A 17,965-nucleotide genomic window follows, 5' to 3' on the forward strand; every position below is an offset into this window, starting at 1 on the left:
GCTTCCACGAGACGGAGACCGGTCGGGCCTACCGTCTAATTGGCCGTCGCGCTCGATATTCCGGTGTGAGTGGCGGATACGTTATCGGAAGTCGAGCCGCAGGGTGTCGGCCAGTTGCCGCATGTCCGGTGTGAGCGTGCGGCGCTCGGCGATGATCCGGCCGAGGAGGTCTCGTGCCGAACGCTGTTCGGCCAGCCATGGTCGGGCGTCGCGGGCGAGGGAGGTCAGGACGTCGAATGCCGCCTCCGGGTCGCCCAATTCGAGATGGGCGGCCGCGATATCGATTCGGTGCCGGTTTCGGTTGTCGGAGGTCGGGCGGGGGTCGGCGGGGATGTCGCGGGCGAGGCGCAGGGCCAGGTCGGGCCGATTGTCGACGACGAGATTCTCGACGCGTTTCATGGCGACGGTGGCGGGGTCGAATGTCGTCCAATAGTGGTGGTAGGGAATGGGTTCCGGGCGGAGCGCGGCCGCGGCTGTGGTGGCGAGGCGCATCATGTCCTCGGCCTCGTCGGGGCGGTTGTCGCGGGCCGCGGCGGCGGACCCGCGGAGCAGGAGCCAGCCCCAGGTGGAGATCTCGCGGGTGGTCGCGGTCGAGAGGCGGGGCTCGATGCGGTCGGCCCAGTGGGTGGCGAGGGTGCGGACCGTGTCGAATCGGCGTTCCACGATCAGGAGCCAGCACAGCGTGACGACCGTCGAGGCGGCGTCGAGGGTATCGCCGGTGGATTCCGCGTCGGCGAGGGCTCGGTGCAGTGCGCGGCGGGCGGGGGCGGGTTGGCGGGTCTGAACCATCACCGAACCCGCGAGTTGCAGTGTGCGCGAACGCAGAAGCGGTGCGGCCGACGCGGCCTCTTCGATCAGAAGGGGGAGCACGCGGGCCAATCGTTCGTACTCGTTGTCGTGGTACAGCCTGGTGGCGTCCGACAGGGCCGCCTCGAGGCCGGGGGTCGGGGCCGATGCGGGCGTGTCGGGGAGCGATTGCAGCGCCGCGCGGGCGGGTGCCCAGAGGGTACTGCCGTCGTTCGTGTCGGGCGGTGCGGGATTCGGGCTGAGCAGCGTGGTCAGGGGGCATCCGAGTGCGATGGCGAAGCGGCGCAGGGTCGTCAGGCCGATGTCCTCGCGTTCGCCTCGTTCGATCTCGCGGATCAGCGACGGCGCGACTCCCGAGGACTCCGCGAGTTCGCGCCGAGTCAGTCCTCGCCGTCTTCGGACGGATTGGAGCCGCTCCCCGAGGTCCATATGTTCAGGTTACGACTCCGGATGCCCGGCCCGTCCACGTCGTGACGTGCGGGGTGTCATCACTCGGCGGCGTCGGATGGTGACGAGTTGTTCTCCCGCGCAACGATTTCCGCCAACTCGGTGAGTTCATGGATAACCCAGTCCGACCGCTCGGCGACCTCCGGCTTGTCGCGGAGGATCCATCCCCAAGGCCCCCGCTGGATGTAGGCCGTGCGCATCCCCGCTTGTTTCGCCGGACTGACATCGTTGTCAATCCGATCCCCGACGTAGACGATCTCGTGCGCCGGGCAGGGAGCCACCTCCACGATCTTGGTGAAGAACTCCGGTGCGGGTTTCGCCACACCCCAATCGTCGGAGGTCGCGATGAAATCGGTTGGCAATTCCAGACTTCGGAGGATGCGTCCCGAGCGCACGGTCTGATTGCCGACAATGCCGACCCAGACCCCGAGGCTTCGCAGCTTCGCCAGCGCGGGCCGCGCGTCCGGGTACAGATCGTCCTCCCCGTAGGTCTCCGGCTGCCCGGCGTCCACCCGCGCCTGCCGTTCGCGATCCAGATCGAAACCGGGGCGGAACACCTGGAACGCCTCCCGGTAGTCCAAGCCGGTGGCGATGATCGCGCCGAAGACTGCCGAGAACGTGTGTCGCGGCACTCCGAGCCAATCCGCCCAGGTTCCGTACTCGCGTGTCTCGTCCACGAGTGTCTCACCGACGTCGAACACCACGGCCGAAATCATGCGTCCACGGTACTGAAGGGACGGCAAGGTCTCAGCCCCGCGGCTCGATCCACAACGCCTCCGCCGTCGCACACGGCATGCCGTCGGCCGTCGAAACAGCCACCCCCACAGTGTATTTGCGCCCATCCACCGAGATCGGCCAGGCGTGGACGAGATGTTCCTCCCCCGCGCTGACAGGCTGATGCACCGTGACCCGCATGGCCGCCGTGAGACCGCCCGGCCGCATGCCGGAGGCGAGGATGGCCACCCACCCGCCGGGGCAGTCGAGGGCGGACCAGACGTTGGGGGAGGTGAGGGTACCGGTGGGGGCGGCGAGTTCGGGGTCGGGGATCCAGGCGGCGATGACCTGGTTGCGGGCGCGGAGGCCCCAGGGGTGGAGGCGGAGGCCGCGGCCGGGGGTGTTGGTGGTGCCGCAGCCGTAGCAGTCGGCGACCGCGCGGTCGGCGGTGGCGGAGGTGGCGCTCGCGGCCTTGGCTTCGGCGAGGGTGGGCGGCGGGGGGATCGAGAGGGCCGCGTCCGTGTCGGGTCCGGCCTCGGCGAGGAGGTTGCCGTCGGTGTCGAGTAGGGAACAGCCGGAAGCGGTTTCGGCCAGCAGGACCGGGGTGTCCACCGGGACGGCGCGGCGGAAGTCCACGCGCACGGATGAGCCGGAGGTCCGCTCCGCGAGCAGTCCGGCGACGTAACCGCCGAACGCCACCCCGGGATAGCCGTGCGCGTAGCCGGGAATGGTGATCGTCGTGGTCATCCCAGGCTCCGTCCGCCGCCGTCGACGTAGATCCGCTGGCCGCTGAGGTACTCGCCGCGGTCGGAGACCAGGAAGCGCACCACGTTCGCGACGTCGTCGGGTCGGCAGACCCGGCCGAAGGGGGAGGTCGCGTCGAGGCGGTGGATGTCGTCTTGGCCGGTGACCGCGCGGGCCAGGCGGCGGCCCATCTCGGTGTCGACCAGGCTGGGTGCGACGATGTTCACCCGAATCCCGTGGGGGCGTTCCTCTTTCGCCAGGGTGTGGGCCAGGGCCTCGAGGGCGGCCTTGCCCATGGCGTAGGGGGCGCCGCCGGGGAGGTGGTCGGCGGTGGCGATGCTGGAGATCATGATCACGTCGCCGCGCGGGCGGGTGCGCATACCGGGCAGGACCAGGCGGGTGACGTGGTGGGCGCCGATGGCGTGGGTGCCGAGGACGCGCAGGAGTTCGGCGGGGTCGGTGTCGGCGACGAAGCGGCCGCGGCTGGCGATTCCGGCGTTGTTGACCAGGATGTCGATCGGGCCGAGTTCCTCGGTCACCCGGGCCACCATGGCCTCGTCGTCGGCGAGCGAATCCACCGACGCCCGCACCGCGAGAGCGCGGCGGCCCAATGCCTCGATGGCGGTGACGGTTTCGGCGGCCGCCGCGTCGTCGGCGCGGTAGTTCACCGCGACATCGGCCCCGTCCTCGGCCAGGGCGAGGGCGATGGCGCGCCCGATTCCTCGTCCGCCGCCGGTCACCAGCGCGATACGTCCTGCAAGGCTCATTGCGCCGACGCTACCGAATGAGTCGATGAGACAGAAGTGCTGAGACTCTCGCTCCTACGAGAGGGGTTGCGCGCCACGCTGATTCAGCATCAACGCCATCAGGCCCAGCTCCTGGCTCTGATCGGTGACCATCCCGCGCGCGGCCTCCTTCACCGCGCCCGAGGTCAACTCCTGATCCGCCGCGCGGGCCATGGTGACCCCGCCCTGATGATGGCGGTACATCAATTGCAGGAACAGGATCTCCGCGTCCACGCCGCGCGCGGCCGACAGCCGGTCGAGTTCGGCCATCGTGGCCATGCCGGGCATGGTCGCCGGGGCGGCGGCCGCCTGCGAATGATGATGCGCCGCAACGGCGTCCGTGTCGTGCATCCAGGCCATCGGCACGGTCGCCGTCGGTGAGGCGTTGGCCAGCCGCAGCCACCCGAGCAGGGTGCCGATCTCGGTGCGCTGGGACTGGTCGATCTGCTCGGCCAGCCGCAGCACCATCGGATCGACGCCGCGATCGAGCCGCGACACCATGAGGATCGCCTGCTGGTGGTGGGCGGTCATGTCCTGGGCGAAGCCGATTTCGACATCGCTGAGCACGCGGGGCGCGGGGGTGTGCTCGGGCAGCACCAGCGGGCGCAGGGCCGCGCCGATCACGAGCAGGATGAGCGCCCCGCACAGGTAGGCGAGGACGCGCATCACGACCCCACGATCGAACGCTGGTCCGGCGGAGCCGAATACACGTCGTTGTCGAGGCTCAGCACCATGAAACCGTTGTCGTTGCAGGTGGTCCACAGCTGGTTGCCGTGCCATTCCGGCGGCGCGAAACACCAGTCGGTGGACACGTCGCCGAAGGCGAGCATGCCGGTGCGCGGCGAGAACGCCTGCGCCGGATCGAACTGCCCGTTGAGGATCGCCCGCGCCATCGAGAAGCCCTGCATGACCGGCGGCCCGATCAGCGACCCCAGCGCGTGCGGGGAGTTCCAGAGATCCAGGTTCTGGCCGGTGCGCGCGGGCGGGTTGTAGTAGGCGATCTCGCGGACGTGGAACGGGTCGCGCACGTCGAATACGCGGATGCCCGAGGACTCCCAGCCGCACGCCAGCGCCGTCGGATCGGTGGGGCGGTCGGCCGCGCAGTAGTGCGGATCGTAGGAGAACACCGAACCGCCCATGGCCGAGGCCAATTGGCTGTCGAGATTGGCGGGCAGGTCGATCTCGAGCTTGAGTTTGGCCGCGACGCGCGGATTGTTCTCGTCGGAGACGTCGATGAGTTTCACCCCGCCGGAGCCGCCCTCGTCGACGGTGAACAGGTACGGCTTGCCGTCGTAGGTCACCGGAATGCTGTGCTGGGTGGCCCAGCCGTCGGTCCAGAACACCCGGCCGATGTGGTTGACCTGCGGGTTGGGGTCGCGCCGCTGCACCGCGGAGATGTCGAGCACGGTGAATCCGCCCAGCGCCGACAGATACATCCGGTTGCCGTCGGGGCTGATGCCGAAGCCGTGCGCCTCGATGCCGGTGAGGCCCTGCCAGACGACGTGCGGGTTGGCGGGATCGGTGAGATCGACCGCGCTGACGAACCCGGGGGCGATGCCGGAGGCCCAGTAGGTGCGCCCGTCGGGGGAGAAGCCGCCCTCGTGGGTGGTGATCGGCAGCGGCATCGCGAGATTGGTGCCGGGGCCGGGATTGAGCAGGCGCGGGTGCGCGCAGTCGGAGATGTCGTAGACCGACAGGAAGCCGACGCCGGTGCCGACCGGAACCCCGGTGCCCACCAACAGCTTTCGCTCGGCGTTGACCTTCAGGCTCTCCCACGTCCCGGCGAGCATGGCCGGTTCGGTGAGCGATCCGGTCAGCACCGGATGCGCGGGATCGGACACGTCGAGCACCTGCACGCCCTGCGCCGGGTTGAGCAGGTTGCCCGGGAAGAACGACCCCGTGTAGGAGCAGTGGTCGTAGGTGGTGGAGGTGATGCCGCCGCCGTGCCCGGTGAAGCCGCCGACGAACGACATGTTGCAGCGGTAGCCGCGGGTGCTGCGACCGGTGTCGCGGTCGGCCGCGGGCACATCGCCCTGCATCCCGCTCTCCGGCATCGAGCCCGGCCCGCAGTCGGCGCGCGGCAGCGACACCTGCCCGATGTCGAGGAACTGCCGCACCTGATCGTTGATGTCGGAGCCCAGATCCGCCGACGCGCCGAGCGGCAGCGCGGCCGAGGCCAGCAGCGCGACCGCGAGCACCGCGAGCGGTCTGGACCGCCGAATTCCGTTGAACCGCACCATTGCGGCACCCCCAACTGTCGAACCGGTTGCGTACCGGCGGTTACGCCGATACGTCGGAACGGTAACCCATGCCCACCCTCCACAGAGGGGTTTTCGAAAACCGCCGGTACGCGGAGTGGGTTCAGGCGGCGAGCAATTCCTCGGCGGCGGTCCGCAACCGGGTGCGCAGCGGGGTCGCCCGATCCGCCAGCCGCGCCTGTCCGCGCACGTATTCGGCACGTCCGGCGGGTGTCTCGATGGGGACGGGGGAGTAGCCGAAGGCGGTCAGATCGTACGGGCTGGCCCGCATGTCGAGTTCGCGGGCGGCGCAGGCGAGTTCGAAGCAGTCCAGCAGCAGGCCGGAATCGATCAAGGGGACGAGCTTGAACGCCCACTTGTACAAATCCATGTTCGCGTGCAGGCAACCCGGCTGTTCGCGGTGGAGCTGATCGTCGCGGGTGAGGGGTTCGGCGTTGCGGGGGACGGCCTCGGGGGTGAAGAAGCGGAACGCGTCGAAATGGGTGCAGCGCAACGGCATCGACTCCACCACCGCGTCGGTGCCGGAGTGCCCGAGCCGCAGCGGGACCTGCTGGTGGCGGACATCGTCGGTGCGGTACACCATCGCCCATTCGTGCAGCCCGAAACAGGCCAGGTGGGTGGGCCGGGATGCCGTGGCGCGCAACAGGTCCGCGATGTAGGCGACGGTGTCGCGGCGGCGGGCCAGGAACGCCGGATCCGCGGTCCAGGCGCGCTCGCCGATGCGGTGGTAGCCGCGCGCTCCGTCGTACTCCGCGGCGTTGTCGAGGGCGACGCCGTAGCCGGGATGCCAGCGGCGCAGCTGGGCCGGTTTGTGGCCGTAGTAGGTGAACAGGAAATCGAACACCGGATGCGTCGCCCCGTCCGCGCGCCGCCGCAGATACGGCCCGGCCAGATCGGCGACGCGCTGCCGATGCGCCGCCGCCCGCGCCCGCCAGCGGTGTTCGGGCAGCAGGCGAGTGGCGGCGGTCGTCATTCCGCGATCCGGTGCGTCGCGTCGCGGACGGTGCCCACGAACTCCTCGACCAGATCCTCGAGCGCGACGATGCCCACGGTGTTGCCGCGGGTGTCGACCACGCGGCCGAGATGGCTGCTGGTGCGGCGCAATCGGGCCAGCGCCTCGTAGAGGGTGGTGGCGGTGCCGACCGTGGGCAGCGGGCGGATATCGCTGCGCGGGATCGGGGTGGCCGGGCCCGCGCTCGCGTCGGCGACCTTGTCGAGCACATCCTTGACGTGCAGGTAGCCGACCAGCGACCCGTCGGAGGCGCGGACGGGATAGCGGGAGAACCCGGTCTCGGCGACCGCGGTCTCGATGTCGCCGAGCGTGGTGCCGTCGCCGCGCAACGGCACGCAGCGCGTGGTGGCCAGGGGCACCATCACGTCGGCGACGACGCGATCGGTGGTGCCCAGCGCCTGGGTGAGGCGGCGGTGCTCCTCCTCGTCGAGCAGGCCCTCGGAGCGGGATTCGCCGATCATCTCGGCCAGCTCCACCGAGGACACCGTGGCGTCGAGTTCGTCCTTGGGCTCGATCCGCAACGCGCGCAGGGTGAGATTCGCGGCCATGTTGTAGAGGGTGATCAGCGGGCGCGCCAGGCGCAGGAACAGCAGCAGCACCGGAACCAGCAGCAGCGCAACGCGTTCGGGGCCCGCGAGGGCGATGTTCTTCGGGATCATCTCGCCCAGCAGCATGTGCAGCATCACCACCAGCGCGAGCGCCAGCGCGAACGCGATCGGGTGTAGCAGCTCGTCGGGCACGCCGAGCAGATCGAACGGGCGCTCCAGCAGATGCGCCAGCGCCGGTTCGCCGATGCGGCCCAGCAGCAGCGAGCAGATCGTCACGCCCAACTGCGCGGCGGCCAGCATCATCGACAGGTGCTCGCCCGCGCGGATGACCGTGTCCGCGCCCCGTTTGCCTTGCGCCGCAAGGGCTTCCAGGCGGTCTCGGCGGGCGGTGATGAGCGCGAACTCCGCGCCGACGAAGAAGGCGTTGCCGCCGAGCAGCGCCAGCGCGAGCACGATACCGAGCAGATCACCCATGGCCGAACTCCCAGTGCCGCAACGATTCCGCGTCGACCGGGCGCAGCAGCACGCGGTCGATGCGGCGGCCGTCCATCCGTTCGACGCGGGCCAGCCAGCCGCCGGTGGTCTGCGGATGGTTCGAATAGTTCGTGCCCGTCCCGGGATCCGGCAGCAGCACCTCGTCCCCGGCGACCGGGATGCGGCCCAGGCGGGTCAGCACCAGGCCGCCGAGGGTCTCGTATTCGCCCTCGGGGGCGTCGTATCCGGTGGTGCGGGCGACCTCGTCGATGCGCAGCAGGCCCGAGCAGTTCCAGCCCGCGGCGGTGCGGCGGACGTCGAGCTCCTCCTCGTCGTGCTCGTCGCGGACGTCGCCGAGGATCTCCTCGATGATGTCCTCCATGGTGACCAGGCCCGCGGTGCCGCCGTACTCGTCGACGACGAGCGCGACCTGCATACCGTCGGCGCGGACGCGTTCGAGCACGCTGTCGCCGTCGAGGCTGGCGGGCACGATCGGCACCTGATGCGCGATCGAGCGCAGGCTCACCCGGTCGCGGCGGGCGTCGGGATGGCCGAACGCCTGTTTGATGTGCACGACGCCCAGGGTGTTGTCCAGGTCGCCGTCGATGACGGGGAAGCGGGAGAAGCCGGTGCGGCTCGCGGCGTCGATGAGGTCGGCGATGGTGTCGTCCTGGTCGAGGGTCTCGATCTTGACGCGGGGGGTCATGAGCTCCTCCGCGCTGCGGTCGCCGAATTCCAGCGAGCGGTCCACCACGAGCGCGGTGCGCTGATCGAGCACGCCGCGCTGGGCCGACGTGCGCACCAGCGAGCCGAGTTCCTGCGGGGAGCGGGCCGAGCGCAGTTCCTCGGCCGGTTCGATGCCCAGGCGGCGGACCACCCAGTTGGCGCTGCCGTTGAGGAAACGGATCAGCCACGAGAAGATCGCGGAGAACACGATCATCGGCGGGGCGGTCCAGCGCGCGGTGGTCAGCGGCGCGGAGATGGCGATGTTCTTGGGGACCAGTTCGCCGTAGGTCATCGACAGCGAGGTCGCCAGGATCAGCGCCACCGCGAGCGAAATGCCTTGTGCGGTGCCCTCACTCGCGCCGAGCGCGGTGCACAGCGGGGTGATCAGCCGGGCCAGCACGGGTTCGGCGATGTAGCCGGTGACCAGCGTGGTGATGGTGATGCCGAGCTGCGCGCCGGACAGCTGGAACGACAGCGTGCGGTGCGCCTGGCGGACCTGGCGGGCGCGCAGGTCACCGTCGCGGGCGTGCGCCTCGACGGTGCTGCGTTCCAGGGCGGTGAGGGAGAATTCGGCGGCGACGAACAACGCGGTGCCCGCGGTGAGCGCGACGAAGCCCACGAGGCTGAGCACGGTGAGCACGACCGACATCGTCAGCACCACCTCGGCGAGGTGAGCGGTGGTGCGGGGTCAGGGGCGCCGGGTTTGTCACCCGGCTCGGTAGAGGAGCCCTCCTGAGCGGCGCCCTGGGACGCGGGTGACAACTGGTTCCTTTCGCAAATGGCCGTGAGGTACGTGCCACTGTATGTTACCGAGTTCGCCGCACGCCGCACGCATCCGCGTGGGTCGTGGCGGGCGTGGGCGAGCGCACTACCAGCCCGAAGGCAGCGGCCGTCCCTCCGCGAACCCGGCCGCCGACTGCACGCCCAGCACGGCCTTCTCGTGCAGTTCGGCCACGGTCCGCGCGCCCGCGTAGGTGCACGCGCTGCGCACGCCGGAGCAGATGTGGTCGATCAGGTCCTCCACGCCGGGCCGTTCGGGGTCCAGGCGCATCCGCGAGGTGGAGATGCCCTCCTCGAACAGGGCCTTGCGGGCGCGGTCGAAGGCGCTGTCGGAGGCGGTGCGGGCGGCGACCGCGCGCTTGGACGCCATGCCGAAGCTCTCCTTGTAGGCGTTGCCGTCGCGGTCGACGCGCAGGTCGCCGGGGGATTCGTAGGTGCCCGCGAACCAGGAGCCGATCATCACGTTGGACGCGCCCGCCGCGAGGGCCAGGGCCACGTCGCGGGGATGCCGCACGCCGCCGTCGGCCCAGATGTGGACGCCGAGTTCCCTTGCGGCCGTGGCACATTCGGCGACGGCGGAGAACTGGGGGCGGCCCACGCCGGTCATCATGCGGGTGGTGCACATCGCGCCCGGACCCACCCCGACCTTGACGATGTCGGCCCCGGCCGCCGCCAGATCGCGGGTGCCCTGCGCGGAGACGACATTGCCCGCGACCAGCGGCACACCCAGTTTCAGGTCGGCCACCGAGCGCAGCGCCTCGAGCATCTTGCGCTGATGGCCGTGCGCGGTGTCGACGACCAGCACGTCGGCGCCCGCGTCGACCAGCGCCTTGGCCTTGGCCGGGATGTCGCCGTTGACGCCGACGGCGGCCGCGACCCGCAGCTTGCCCCGGGCGTCGACGGCGGGGGCGTAGATGCCCGCGCGGACCGCGCCCTTGCGGGTCATCACCCCGGCCAGGGTGCCGTCCGCCTCGGTCAGCACGACCAGCCCGTGATGCTGGGATTCGAGGATGTCGAACAGCTCGCGCGGGGACGTGTCGGCGGGCGCGGTGCGGAAGTCGGTGGCCGCGACGGTGTGCAGGCGGGCGAAGCGGTCGACGTCGGCGCAGGACTCCTCGGTGACGACACCGACGGGTTTGCCGTCCTGGATCACCACGACCGCGCGGTGGGCGCGCTTGTGGACCAGCGCCAGCGCCTCGGAGACCGAATGGTCCGGACCCAGCGTCACGGGCGTCTCGGCGGTGAGCGAGCGGCTCTTGACGTAGGAGATCGTGGTCGAGACCGCGCTCATCGGCAGATCCTGCGGCAGCACCACGAGACCGCCGCGCCGCGCGACCGTCTCGGCCATCCGCTTGCCCGCGACCGCCGTCATATTCGCCACGACGATCGGGATGGTCGTGCCCGACCCGTCGGTGGTCGACAGGTCGACGTCGAAACGCGACGCCACATCGGTCTGGTTCGGGACCAGGAAGATGTCGTCGTAGGTCAGGTCGTACGGCGGCGTATGGCCCGGAAGAAAATGCACTTCGGCAAGTCTACGGGATGGGTTTCGCGCGGTTCGCCGCCGCGCCCTTCCGGTCGGAAGCACTTGTCCCGCTCACGGTTCGCGGCGCGGCCGTCGCCACCGGCGGCGCGGCGAATCGGCCTCGGCGGCAACGGGTTTCGCGGGCGGAGCGGGCTTGGCGCGGGTTTCGCGCCAGCGGCGGACCACCTCGTCCACGTCCACCGGCTCCACGTGCACGTACGGTCCGTGCGGCATCCGCAGCCACGCGGTGATGCGGTCGTTGAGTTCGGTCGCGTATTCGCGCACGCGGGCCGCGGAGTTCATCCGGGCGACGGTCGCGGGCAGGCGTTCGAGGTCGCGGCGCAGGATCAGCGAGGGCGGGAGCAGGCCGTCGCCGCCGACGTTCTCGCGCCGCAGGTAGTTCGTCAGCCACCAGTTCTCGTCGTAGGGCTGGCCCGCGCCGGGCAGGGGTTTGCCCTTGCCGGGCAGGTCGTCGAAGTCGCCGCGTTCGGTGGCCTCGCGGATCTGGCGTTCGAGCCACCATTCGTGGCTGACGCCGGGCGGTTTGCGTTCGGTCATGCCATTCCCCCTCACGCGCCGAACAGCCGGCCCAACTCCACCAGCCACGGGATCGCCACCGCGAGGGTCGGCACCACCAGGATGGCGGCGGCGGCCGCGTAGGCCGCCCCGGCGACGCGCAGATCGCCGAGCGGTCCGGCGAGTCGTTGGATGCGGATCAGGGTGGTGGGCCCGCCGACGGCCATGGCCCCTTGCGGCGCGGTCGAATTCGAGCAGGCCACCAGGGCGCGGGCCAGCGGGGTGGGGCCGGTGACCTTCACCGCGGAGTCGTCGGCGAGCAGTTCGATGAGCAGTTTCACCGAATCCAGCGCCGACTTGCTGCGCACGAACCGCGGGAACGCCTCGTGCGCGGCGGTGAACGCCTCGAGCACCAGATCGTGGCGGGCGCGCAGATGCGAACGCTCGTGGCTCACGATCGCGGTCAGTTCCGCGTCCGACAGATTCGCGAAGGTGCCCTGGCTCAACACGACTCGACGCCGCAGGCCGGGCAGGCAGTAGGCGATCGGCTCGGTCGCGGCGAGCACCCGGATGTCGGCGCCCTTGGGGTCGGTGTCGCGGTACTCACCGCCCTGATCGAGCAGGTCCACCAGCATCCGGTGCCGGGCGCGGCGGCGGCGGGTGTGCACGCCGACGCGAATCGAGGCGTAGATCAACCGGCCGCCGACCAGCAGGGTGAGGGCGAACACGATCACGTACGCCAGCCACAGCGGCAGGCCCAGCGCGTCGATCTCCCGGGTCGGGGAGGTGGTGGGCCGGCCGTCGGGTCCGGGGACCAGCAGCTGGCTCGCGATCGCGAGTCCGGAGCCGAACGCGCTCAGCACCGCGGCCAGCGCCACGGCCTGCCACAGCACGAGCGCCGCGCGGGGGGTGCGATAGGGCCAGGTGGCGCGAGCGAGCAGAGACGGTACCGGTCCCGCGAGAAGCAAAGCGAGACCGGCGAATACCGGCGCGGTTGCGTTCATGCTCAGCTCACTGCGTTGTGGGGCCAGGGGCGCCCGAGTCCGCGCGCTACTGCGGCGGTGCGACTCCCTTGTCGTCGTCGGACGCGGCGCGTGCGGCCTCGGCGTCTTCGAGCTTAGCGAGTGCCTCGCGCAACGCGGCAGCCTCGTCCTTGCCGACCTGTTCGACGAAGTGCACGAGCGCGGCCCGGCGGCTGCCGACCTCGTCGGCCTGTTGCAGCGCGTCGACCATCAGGCTGGCGACGAGTTCGTCGCGGCTGTGCACGGGGGCGTAGCGGTGCGCGCGGTCGTCGCGCTGCTGCACGACCAGATTCTTCTTCGCCAGTCGTTGCAGCACGGTCATGACCGTGGTGTACGCGAGCTCGCGACGTGCCGCGAGGGCCTCGTGGACCTGCCGGACCGTCTGGGGTTCGTCGGCCGACCACAACTGGTCCATGACCGCTTTCTCGAGTTCACCAAGACCTGCCATCCCACCAGCTTACGGAGGCAACGACACATATGCGTACTACTGGATGTCGTAACCGGCCGGTAGCTGTGTGGGATTTTTCATACCGGCGCGCCCGCGCGATGTGGTAAGGCTTACCTAAGTTCGCATATCCGCAGCATCACCGATCGACGAGGAGGTTCGATGGCCGAACCGATGACCGCCTGCCCGGCCCGCCGCGCCGAGGCGGCCTTCGACGGGGTGAGCGCGACCCTGCGCGCGCTGCAACCGGGGCATCCGCGGGTCTACGCCGTGGCCGTTATGGCCGAGCAGGGACGCCGCCGCTGGTGGCGGGTGGCCGAGGGCGCGCGCGAGGGCCGCGTGGAGGTCATGTACCGCCGCCACGCCGCGGAGATGACCAGCGCCGGCATCGCCGCCGAGGTGGTGGCGACCGCGTTGATCCACGCGATCGTGGGACGCGTTGCGGCGCTGTGGGTTTCGCAAGGGCGCGCCTGGGATCCGGGGCTCGAGAATCTGTGGGTGCACACCGACAACGACGGTGGCATCGACTGGGCGGGCCTGTCGGACACCACGATTCGCGTGGTGGCGGGCGATCGGCTCGCCGGGCAGCCGGGCGTGGTCGTGCTGCCCTGCGAGCGCGCGATGGCGGTGTGGCTGGCGCATCGCTGCGCGGCCGCGCTGAGCCTGGTGCGGCACAGCGTGTCCCGCTGCGCGGCGCTGAGCGCGCGACGGTTCTGGCAATTGGTCGCCGAGGCCGTGACCGGGGCGGCGACCTATGTGCCGGAGCTGGCGGGCACCTCGACCGTCGCGGGCGCGGAGCGGGGGCGGGCGTTGCTGGCGGCGATGCACGACCTCGGCATGCCGGTCCGTCGCCCTTGCTTTGTCAGGTAAGGCTGCCCTAAACTGATCTCGGCGTTCGGATCGTGTCGAGTCCCGAGGGCTGCGGTCGACTCCCGATCCTGTGCCGCGGCGGGTTCCACCTTCGTGGTGGGGCCCGCCGCATCGTCTCTCACACCTCCGGCCCCCGGTACTCCCGGCCCTGCGCCGCCGCCAGCTGCCGCCCGGCGTTCGCCTGGAACGGGCTGATGCCGCCGCGATCCCACGGCCCGACACTGCCCGCGCGCACGGCCGTGGCGTCCTTGGGCGGCAACTCGACCTCGCCGCGCACCACGTCCACCGGCCGATCGGCCAGCGCGAACCAGTCCAGCGCGAGGAAGTCGATACTGCCCCGGCACAACGCCCCGCGCCGCAGCGCGTCGGCCATGCGCACGGTCATGCCCGGCTGCGACAGGTGGCCGCGGTCGGCCTGGAACAGGCCCGCACCCGTGGCCAGCTGTCCGGTCTCGAACAGCCCGATCACCATGGCCAGCAACGAGAACGCGGGCAGGTCGTCGTTGGCGCGCGCGATGAAGGCGAACACCTCGATCTCCGACTCCACCCGCGTGCCGTAGTCGGCGAGCACGTGCACCCAGTCGTGCTGGGCCAGCAGCGGCGGCGCGGACCCGGGCGCGCCCGGGAAGGCGAACCCGCGCGCCCGATAGAAGTCGTGCACGCCGCGACCGAGGGTGCCGGAGGGCAACGCGCCCAACGACTCCCAGCGCGCCGCGAGGGCGGGATCGTTCTCCACCGGGGACCACGGTTCGTTCAGCGCGCTCGACACGTGCAGGTGCGGGGCGGTCGCCGGATCGAAATCGCGCAGGTAGCCGTTGCGGTCGAAATCCATGCCGACCAGGCGCCGACCCGTCTCGACCTGTTCGGCCAGCACCGCCTCGAGGTCGTCGTGCACCGACAGCTCGGCCGCGAACCGGGCCACCTGCCGGGCCACCTCGGGCACGGGCGGGTCGAGCACCAACTGCGCGAGCACCATGATCTGCACCGTCCGGCCGCGGTAGGCGAGATCGCGGCGGGCCAGGCCGTGGGCGAACGCCTCGGGCGTGAGGGGCGCGCGGGCGAGATCGGCCTCGAGGGCGGGCACGTCGAGTTCGCGGCCGGTGAGCGAGCGGATGACCGCGGCGATCAGCAACCGTTGCAGCTGCGTGAGACCGCCGGGTCCGGTGACCGCGGCGATGATCCCGCGGGTGGTCCACTCGACCTCGGCGTCGTCGGGCGGCACTCGCAGGGCGTGGCGGTCGTCGGGGAGGGGTACGGCCATGCCGACATTCTGGGCCGAATCCGTCCCGGGCGCAGCGCGTTTCGCTACCGGAGGACACCCGGGCAGGGCCGCCGCGACCTGCTGTGCGACTGTCTTGTCATGACAGCGCACGATCGGCCCGAGGTCCGCTCGCTGGCGGATATGACGCCCGAGCTCATGACCCGTCTCTCCGAGGGCACCTTCACCGACCTCATCGGATTGAAGTTCACCGAGCTCGGCCCGGACCGGGTGGCGGCGCAGTGGGCGGTCTCGCCGCAGCAGCATCAGCCCGCCGGGATCGTCAACGGCGGGGTGTACTGCACGGTGGTGGAGACGCTCGCCAGCGTCGGCGCGGGCGCCTGGTACGGCGAGCGCGGCACCGTCGTCGGGGTCAACAACAACACCGACTTCCTGCGCGCGGTCCGCGAGGGCGTGCTGCGCGGCGTCGCCGAACCCGTGCACCGCGGCCGCTCCCAGCAGCTGTGGCAGGTGGTGATCACCGACGAGCAGGATCGCGTCGTGGCCCGCGGGCAGGTGCGGTTGCAGAATCTCGCCGCGGGCTGAGTGGAAAGCGGAACGCGGTCGCGGAATCTCGCCGCGGGCCGAGCGGCACGAGTGCCCCCTGAGCGCGCTCGTCGCGCCCCGCCGGTGCGCGCGTGCCAGAATGTCGCGCACACCATTGCGAGAGCGTGAGGAGCGTGGATGCGACTGTCGCCGCACGAACAGGAACGGCTGATGCTCAGCTACGCGGCCGAACTCGCGCGACGGCGGCGGGCCCGCGGGCTCAAGCTCAATCACCCCGAGGCGATCGCGCTCATCACCGATCACGTGCTCGAGGGCGCGCGCGACGGCCGCACCGTCGCCGAGCTCATGGCCTCGGGGCGCACGGTGCTCACTCGCGCCGACGTCATGGACGGCGTGCCGGAGATGATTCCCGACGTCCAGGTGGAGGCGACCTTCCCGGACGGCACCAAACTCGTCACCGTCCACCATCCGATCGGCTAGGGCGCGACCATGATTCCCGGTGAGTACCTCTGCGGCGACGACCCGATCGAGATCAACCCCGGCGCCGACCGCCTCGAACTGGACGTGGTCAACACCGGCGACCGGCCCGTGCAGGTCGGCAGCCACGTGCACTTCCCGCAGGCCAACGCGGCGCTGCGGTTCGACCGCGCCGCCGCCCACGGCCGCCGCCTCGACATCCCCGCGGGCACCGCGGTGCGCTTCGAACCCGGTCTGGGACAACGGGTTTCGCTGGTCCCGCTGCGCGGCGCCCGCGAGGTGCACGGCATCTCCCTCGACCCTCCCGGAAAGCTGGACGCCTGATGGCCGAACTCTCCCGCGCCCGCTACGCCGAGCTGTTCGGCCCCACCGCCGGGGACCGCATCCGCCTGGCCGACACCGATCTGATCGTCGAGATCACCGAGGACCGCAGCGGCGGACCGGGTCTGGCGGGCGACGAGGCGGTCTTCGGCGGCGGCAAGGTGCTGCGCGAATCCATGGGCCAGGCCCGCGCCACCCGCGCCGAGGGCACCCCGGACACCGTCATCACCGGCGCGGTGATCATCGATCACTGGGGAATCATCAAGGCGGACATCGGGATTCGCGACGGGCGCATCGTCGCCATCGGCAAGGCCGGTAATCCGGACATCATGGACGGCGTGCACCCGGATCTGGTGGTGGGCCCGTCGACGGAGATCATCTCCGGCAACGGGCGCATCGTCACCGCGGGCGGCATCGACACCCATGTGCACTTCATCTGCCCGCAGCTGCTCGACGAGGCGCTCGCCGGGGGCATCACGACCATGATCGGCGGCGGCACCGGACCCGCCGAGGGCAGTAAGGCCACCACCGTCACCCCGGGCGCGTGGCATCTGGGCCGGATGCTCGAGGCCACCGACGGCTGGCCGGTGAACATCCTGCTGCTGGGCAAGGGCAACACCGTGCGGTCCGAGGCGCTGTGGGAGCAGTTGCGCGGCGGCGCGGGCGGATTCAAGCTGCACGAGGACTGGGGCACCACCCCCGCCGCCATCGACGCCTGCCTCACCGTCGCCGACGCGTCCGGGGTGCAGGTGGCGTTGCACTCGGACACCCTCAACGAGGCCGGCTTCGTCGAGGACACCCTCGCCGCGATCGGCGGGCGGGCCATCCACTCGTATCACACCGAGGGCGCGGGCGGCGGGCACGCACCCGACATCATCACCGTCGCCGCGCACCCGAACGTGCTGCCCTCCTCGACGAATCCGACCCGGCCGCACACGGTCAACACCCTGGACGAGCATCTGGACATGCTCATGGTGTGCCATCACCTCAACCCCGCGATCCCGGAGGATCTGGCCTTCGCCGAGAGCCGCATCCGGCCCTCGACGATCGCGGCCGAGGATCTGCTGCACGATCTGGGCGCGATCTCCATGATCGGCTCGGACTCGCAGGCGATGGGCCGCATCGGCGAGGTGATCATGCGGACCTGGCAGACCGCGCACGTGATGAAACGCCGCCGGGGTGCGCTGCCCGGCGACGGCCCGGCCGACAACAACCGGGTGCGGCGCTACGTCGCGAAGTACACCATCTGCCCGGCCGTCACCCACGGGCTCGACCACGAGGTCGGCTCGGTCGAGGTGGGCAAGCTCGCCGATCTGGTGTTGTGGGAGCCCGCCTTCTTCGGCGTCCGCCCGCACGCGGTGCTCAAGGGCGGCGCGATCGCGTGGGCCGCGATGGGCGACGCGAACGCCTCCATCCCCACCCCGCAGCCGGTGCTGCCGCGCCCGATGTTCGGGGCCGCCCCCCTCGTGGCCGCCTACACCTCGGTCCACTTCGTGTCCGAGCACGCCCTGGTGGCGGGCCTGGCCGACCGACTGCGCGTGAACCGCCGACTCGTGCCCGTGGCGAACGTGCGCAAGCGCGGCAAGGCCGACCTCCCGCTCAACGACGCCATGCCCCGCATCGAGGTCGACCCCGACACCTTCACCGTCCGCGTCGACGGCGAGGTGTGGGCCGAGGAACCCGCGACCGAACTGCCGATGGCACAGCGGTACTTCCTGTTCTGAGCGGG

The 17,965-nt window shown here is 70.9% G+C and carries 19 protein-coding genes; 5 read left to right on the forward strand and 14 right to left on the reverse strand.

Features of this window, described 5'->3' with window-relative positions:
- Window positions 1-81: 81 nt before the first annotated feature.
- The 13 genes from ACFYTQ_RS15405 to ACFYTQ_RS15465 all read right to left on the reverse strand — a co-directional run bounded on the left by ACFYTQ_RS15405 (window position 82) and on the right by ACFYTQ_RS15465 (window position 12,806).
- The gene (locus ACFYTQ_RS15405; protein ID WP_387360992.1) at window positions 82-1,236 is read right to left on the reverse strand and encodes a helix-turn-helix domain-containing protein; all 1,155 of its coding nucleotides are present in this window, start codon (window positions 1,234-1,236) and stop codon (window positions 82-84) included.
- Window positions 1,237-1,295: 59 nt separating this feature from the next.
- Window positions 1,296-1,970 carry an HAD family hydrolase gene (locus ACFYTQ_RS15410; RefSeq protein WP_387360994.1) on the reverse strand — a complete coding sequence of 225 codons (675 nt, stop codon included), beginning with the start codon at window positions 1,968-1,970 and terminating at the stop codon, window positions 1,296-1,298.
- A 31-nt stretch (window positions 1,971-2,001) separates the two neighbouring features.
- On the reverse strand, window positions 2,002-2,715 hold the full coding sequence (locus tag ACFYTQ_RS15415; RefSeq protein ID WP_387360996.1) for a PaaI family thioesterase: 714 nt from the start codon (window positions 2,713-2,715) through the stop codon (window positions 2,002-2,004).
- Window positions 2,712-3,479, reverse strand: coding sequence for an SDR family NAD(P)-dependent oxidoreductase (locus ACFYTQ_RS15420; RefSeq protein ID WP_387360998.1), 768 nt, complete (start codon window positions 3,477-3,479; stop codon window positions 2,712-2,714). The genes ACFYTQ_RS15415 and ACFYTQ_RS15420 overlap by 4 nt, the downstream gene beginning before the upstream one ends.
- A gap of 54 nt (window positions 3,480-3,533) precedes the next feature.
- Window positions 3,534-4,163: a DUF305 domain-containing protein gene (locus ACFYTQ_RS15425; protein ID WP_387361315.1), complete on the reverse strand. Its 630-nt coding sequence runs from the start codon at window positions 4,161-4,163 to the stop codon at window positions 3,534-3,536.
- Complete coding sequence (locus tag ACFYTQ_RS15430) at window positions 4,163-5,737, reverse strand: LVIVD repeat-containing protein (protein ID WP_387361000.1); 1,575 nt, start codon at window positions 5,735-5,737, stop codon at window positions 4,163-4,165. Before ACFYTQ_RS15430 ends, ACFYTQ_RS15425 begins: the two co-directional genes overlap by 1 nt.
- A gap of 121 nt (window positions 5,738-5,858) precedes the next feature.
- Window positions 5,859-6,728 carry a 3-methyladenine DNA glycosylase gene (locus ACFYTQ_RS15435; RefSeq protein ID WP_387361001.1) on the reverse strand — a complete coding sequence of 290 codons (870 nt, stop codon included), beginning with the start codon at window positions 6,726-6,728 and terminating at the stop codon, window positions 5,859-5,861.
- Window positions 6,725-7,789, reverse strand: coding sequence for a hemolysin family protein (locus tag ACFYTQ_RS15440; RefSeq protein ID WP_387361003.1), 1,065 nt, complete (start codon window positions 7,787-7,789; stop codon window positions 6,725-6,727). The genes ACFYTQ_RS15435 and ACFYTQ_RS15440 overlap by 4 nt, the downstream gene beginning before the upstream one ends.
- Window positions 7,782-9,164, reverse strand: a complete 1,383-nt coding sequence (locus ACFYTQ_RS15445) for a hemolysin family protein (RefSeq protein ID WP_387361317.1) — start codon at window positions 9,162-9,164, stop codon at window positions 7,782-7,784. Before ACFYTQ_RS15445 ends, ACFYTQ_RS15440 begins: the two co-directional genes overlap by 8 nt.
- Before the next feature lie 219 nt (window positions 9,165-9,383).
- Window positions 9,384-10,820, reverse strand: a complete 1,437-nt coding sequence (locus tag ACFYTQ_RS15450; protein ID WP_387361005.1) for a GuaB1 family IMP dehydrogenase-related protein — start codon at window positions 10,818-10,820, stop codon at window positions 9,384-9,386.
- 72 nt (window positions 10,821-10,892) lie between these two features.
- Window positions 10,893-11,378 carry a DUF1992 domain-containing protein gene (locus ACFYTQ_RS15455; RefSeq protein ID WP_387361007.1) on the reverse strand — a complete coding sequence of 162 codons (486 nt, stop codon included), beginning with the start codon at window positions 11,376-11,378 and terminating at the stop codon, window positions 10,893-10,895.
- 11 nt (window positions 11,379-11,389) lie between these two features.
- Window positions 11,390-12,340, reverse strand: a complete 951-nt coding sequence (locus tag ACFYTQ_RS15460; RefSeq protein WP_387361009.1) for a M56 family metallopeptidase — start codon at window positions 12,338-12,340, stop codon at window positions 11,390-11,392.
- Window positions 12,341-12,386: 46 nt separating this feature from the next.
- On the reverse strand, window positions 12,387-12,806 hold the full coding sequence (locus tag ACFYTQ_RS15465) for a BlaI/MecI/CopY family transcriptional regulator (protein WP_387361011.1): 420 nt from the start codon (window positions 12,804-12,806) through the stop codon (window positions 12,387-12,389).
- Window positions 12,807-12,965: 159 nt separating this feature from the next.
- Between ACFYTQ_RS15465 and ACFYTQ_RS15470 the strand changes: the two genes are divergently transcribed.
- On the forward strand, window positions 12,966-13,673 hold the full coding sequence (locus ACFYTQ_RS15470; protein ID WP_387361013.1) for a hypothetical protein: 708 nt from the start codon (window positions 12,966-12,968) through the stop codon (window positions 13,671-13,673).
- Window positions 13,674-13,791: 118 nt separating this feature from the next.
- On the opposite strand, the gene ACFYTQ_RS15475 is transcribed toward ACFYTQ_RS15470, so the two are convergent.
- On the reverse strand, window positions 13,792-14,934 hold the full coding sequence (locus ACFYTQ_RS15475) for a hypothetical protein (protein ID WP_387361015.1): 1,143 nt from the start codon (window positions 14,932-14,934) through the stop codon (window positions 13,792-13,794).
- A gap of 141 nt (window positions 14,935-15,075) precedes the next feature.
- On the opposite strand from ACFYTQ_RS15475, the gene ACFYTQ_RS15480 reads away from it, so the two are divergent.
- The 4 genes from ACFYTQ_RS15480 to ACFYTQ_RS15495 all read left to right on the forward strand — a co-directional run bounded on the left by ACFYTQ_RS15480 (window position 15,076) and on the right by ACFYTQ_RS15495 (window position 17,960).
- Window positions 15,076-15,477 carry a PaaI family thioesterase gene (locus ACFYTQ_RS15480; RefSeq protein WP_387361319.1) on the forward strand — a complete coding sequence of 134 codons (402 nt, stop codon included), beginning with the start codon at window positions 15,076-15,078 and terminating at the stop codon, window positions 15,475-15,477.
- Between the two features lie 138 nt (window positions 15,478-15,615).
- Entirely contained in the window at window positions 15,616-15,918 is a 303-nt protein-coding gene (locus ACFYTQ_RS15485; RefSeq protein ID WP_387361017.1) for an urease subunit gamma, read from the forward strand.
- 9 nt (window positions 15,919-15,927) lie between these two features.
- The gene (locus ACFYTQ_RS15490; RefSeq protein ID WP_387361019.1) at window positions 15,928-16,239 is read left to right on the forward strand and encodes an urease subunit beta; all 312 of its coding nucleotides are present in this window, start codon (window positions 15,928-15,930) and stop codon (window positions 16,237-16,239) included.
- Window positions 16,239-17,960 carry an urease subunit alpha gene (locus tag ACFYTQ_RS15495; RefSeq protein ID WP_387361021.1) on the forward strand — a complete coding sequence of 574 codons (1,722 nt, stop codon included), beginning with the start codon at window positions 16,239-16,241 and terminating at the stop codon, window positions 17,958-17,960. Before ACFYTQ_RS15490 ends, ACFYTQ_RS15495 begins: the two co-directional genes overlap by 1 nt.
- Window positions 17,961-17,965: the final 5 nt, after the last annotated feature.

Source organism: Nocardia sp. NPDC004068 (genome assembly GCF_042874315.1).
In the GTDB taxonomy this organism is placed as follows: domain Bacteria; phylum Actinomycetota; class Actinomycetes; order Mycobacteriales; family Mycobacteriaceae; genus Nocardia.

Bases quoted from the DNA above. Each gene is read 5' to 3' on its own strand.
- ACFYTQ_RS15405 (WP_387360992.1), bottom strand. From the start codon at position 1,236: ATGGACCTCGGGGAGCGGCTCCAATCCGTCCGAAGACGGCGAGGACTG.
- ACFYTQ_RS15410 (WP_387360994.1), bottom strand. From the start codon at position 1,970: ATGATTTCGGCCGTGGTGTTCGACGTCGGTGAGACACTCGTGGACGAG.
- ACFYTQ_RS15415 (WP_387360996.1), bottom strand. From the start codon at position 2,715: ATGACCACGACGATCACCATTCCCGGCTACGCGCACGGCTATCCCGGG.
- ACFYTQ_RS15420 (WP_387360998.1), bottom strand. From the start codon at position 3,479: ATGAGCCTTGCAGGACGTATCGCGCTGGTGACCGGCGGCGGACGAGGA.
- ACFYTQ_RS15425 (WP_387361315.1), bottom strand. From the start codon at position 4,163: ATGCGCGTCCTCGCCTACCTGTGCGGGGCGCTCATCCTGCTCGTGATC.
- ACFYTQ_RS15430 (WP_387361000.1), bottom strand. From the start codon at position 5,737: ATGGTGCGGTTCAACGGAATTCGGCGGTCCAGACCGCTCGCGGTGCTC.
- ACFYTQ_RS15435 (WP_387361001.1), bottom strand. From the start codon at position 6,728: ATGACGACCGCCGCCACTCGCCTGCTGCCCGAACACCGCTGGCGGGCG.
- ACFYTQ_RS15440 (WP_387361003.1), bottom strand. From the start codon at position 7,789: ATGGGTGATCTGCTCGGTATCGTGCTCGCGCTGGCGCTGCTCGGCGGC.
- ACFYTQ_RS15445 (WP_387361317.1), bottom strand. From the start codon at position 9,164: ATGTCGGTCGTGCTCACCGTGCTCAGCCTCGTGGGCTTCGTCGCGCTC.
- ACFYTQ_RS15455 (WP_387361007.1), bottom strand. From the start codon at position 11,378: ATGACCGAACGCAAACCGCCCGGCGTCAGCCACGAATGGTGGCTCGAA.
- ACFYTQ_RS15460 (WP_387361009.1), bottom strand. From the start codon at position 12,340: ATGAACGCAACCGCGCCGGTATTCGCCGGTCTCGCTTTGCTTCTCGCG.
- ACFYTQ_RS15465 (WP_387361011.1), bottom strand. From the start codon at position 12,806: ATGGCAGGTCTTGGTGAACTCGAGAAAGCGGTCATGGACCAGTTGTGG.
- ACFYTQ_RS15470 (WP_387361013.1), top strand. From the start codon at position 12,966: ATGGCCGAACCGATGACCGCCTGCCCGGCCCGCCGCGCCGAGGCGGCC.
- ACFYTQ_RS15475 (WP_387361015.1), bottom strand. From the start codon at position 14,934: ATGGCCGTACCCCTCCCCGACGACCGCCACGCCCTGCGAGTGCCGCCC.
- ACFYTQ_RS15480 (WP_387361319.1), top strand. From the start codon at position 15,076: ATGACGCCCGAGCTCATGACCCGTCTCTCCGAGGGCACCTTCACCGAC.
- ACFYTQ_RS15485 (WP_387361017.1), top strand. From the start codon at position 15,616: ATGCGACTGTCGCCGCACGAACAGGAACGGCTGATGCTCAGCTACGCG.
- ACFYTQ_RS15490 (WP_387361019.1), top strand. From the start codon at position 15,928: ATGATTCCCGGTGAGTACCTCTGCGGCGACGACCCGATCGAGATCAAC.
- ACFYTQ_RS15495 (WP_387361021.1), top strand. From the start codon at position 16,239: ATGGCCGAACTCTCCCGCGCCCGCTACGCCGAGCTGTTCGGCCCCACC.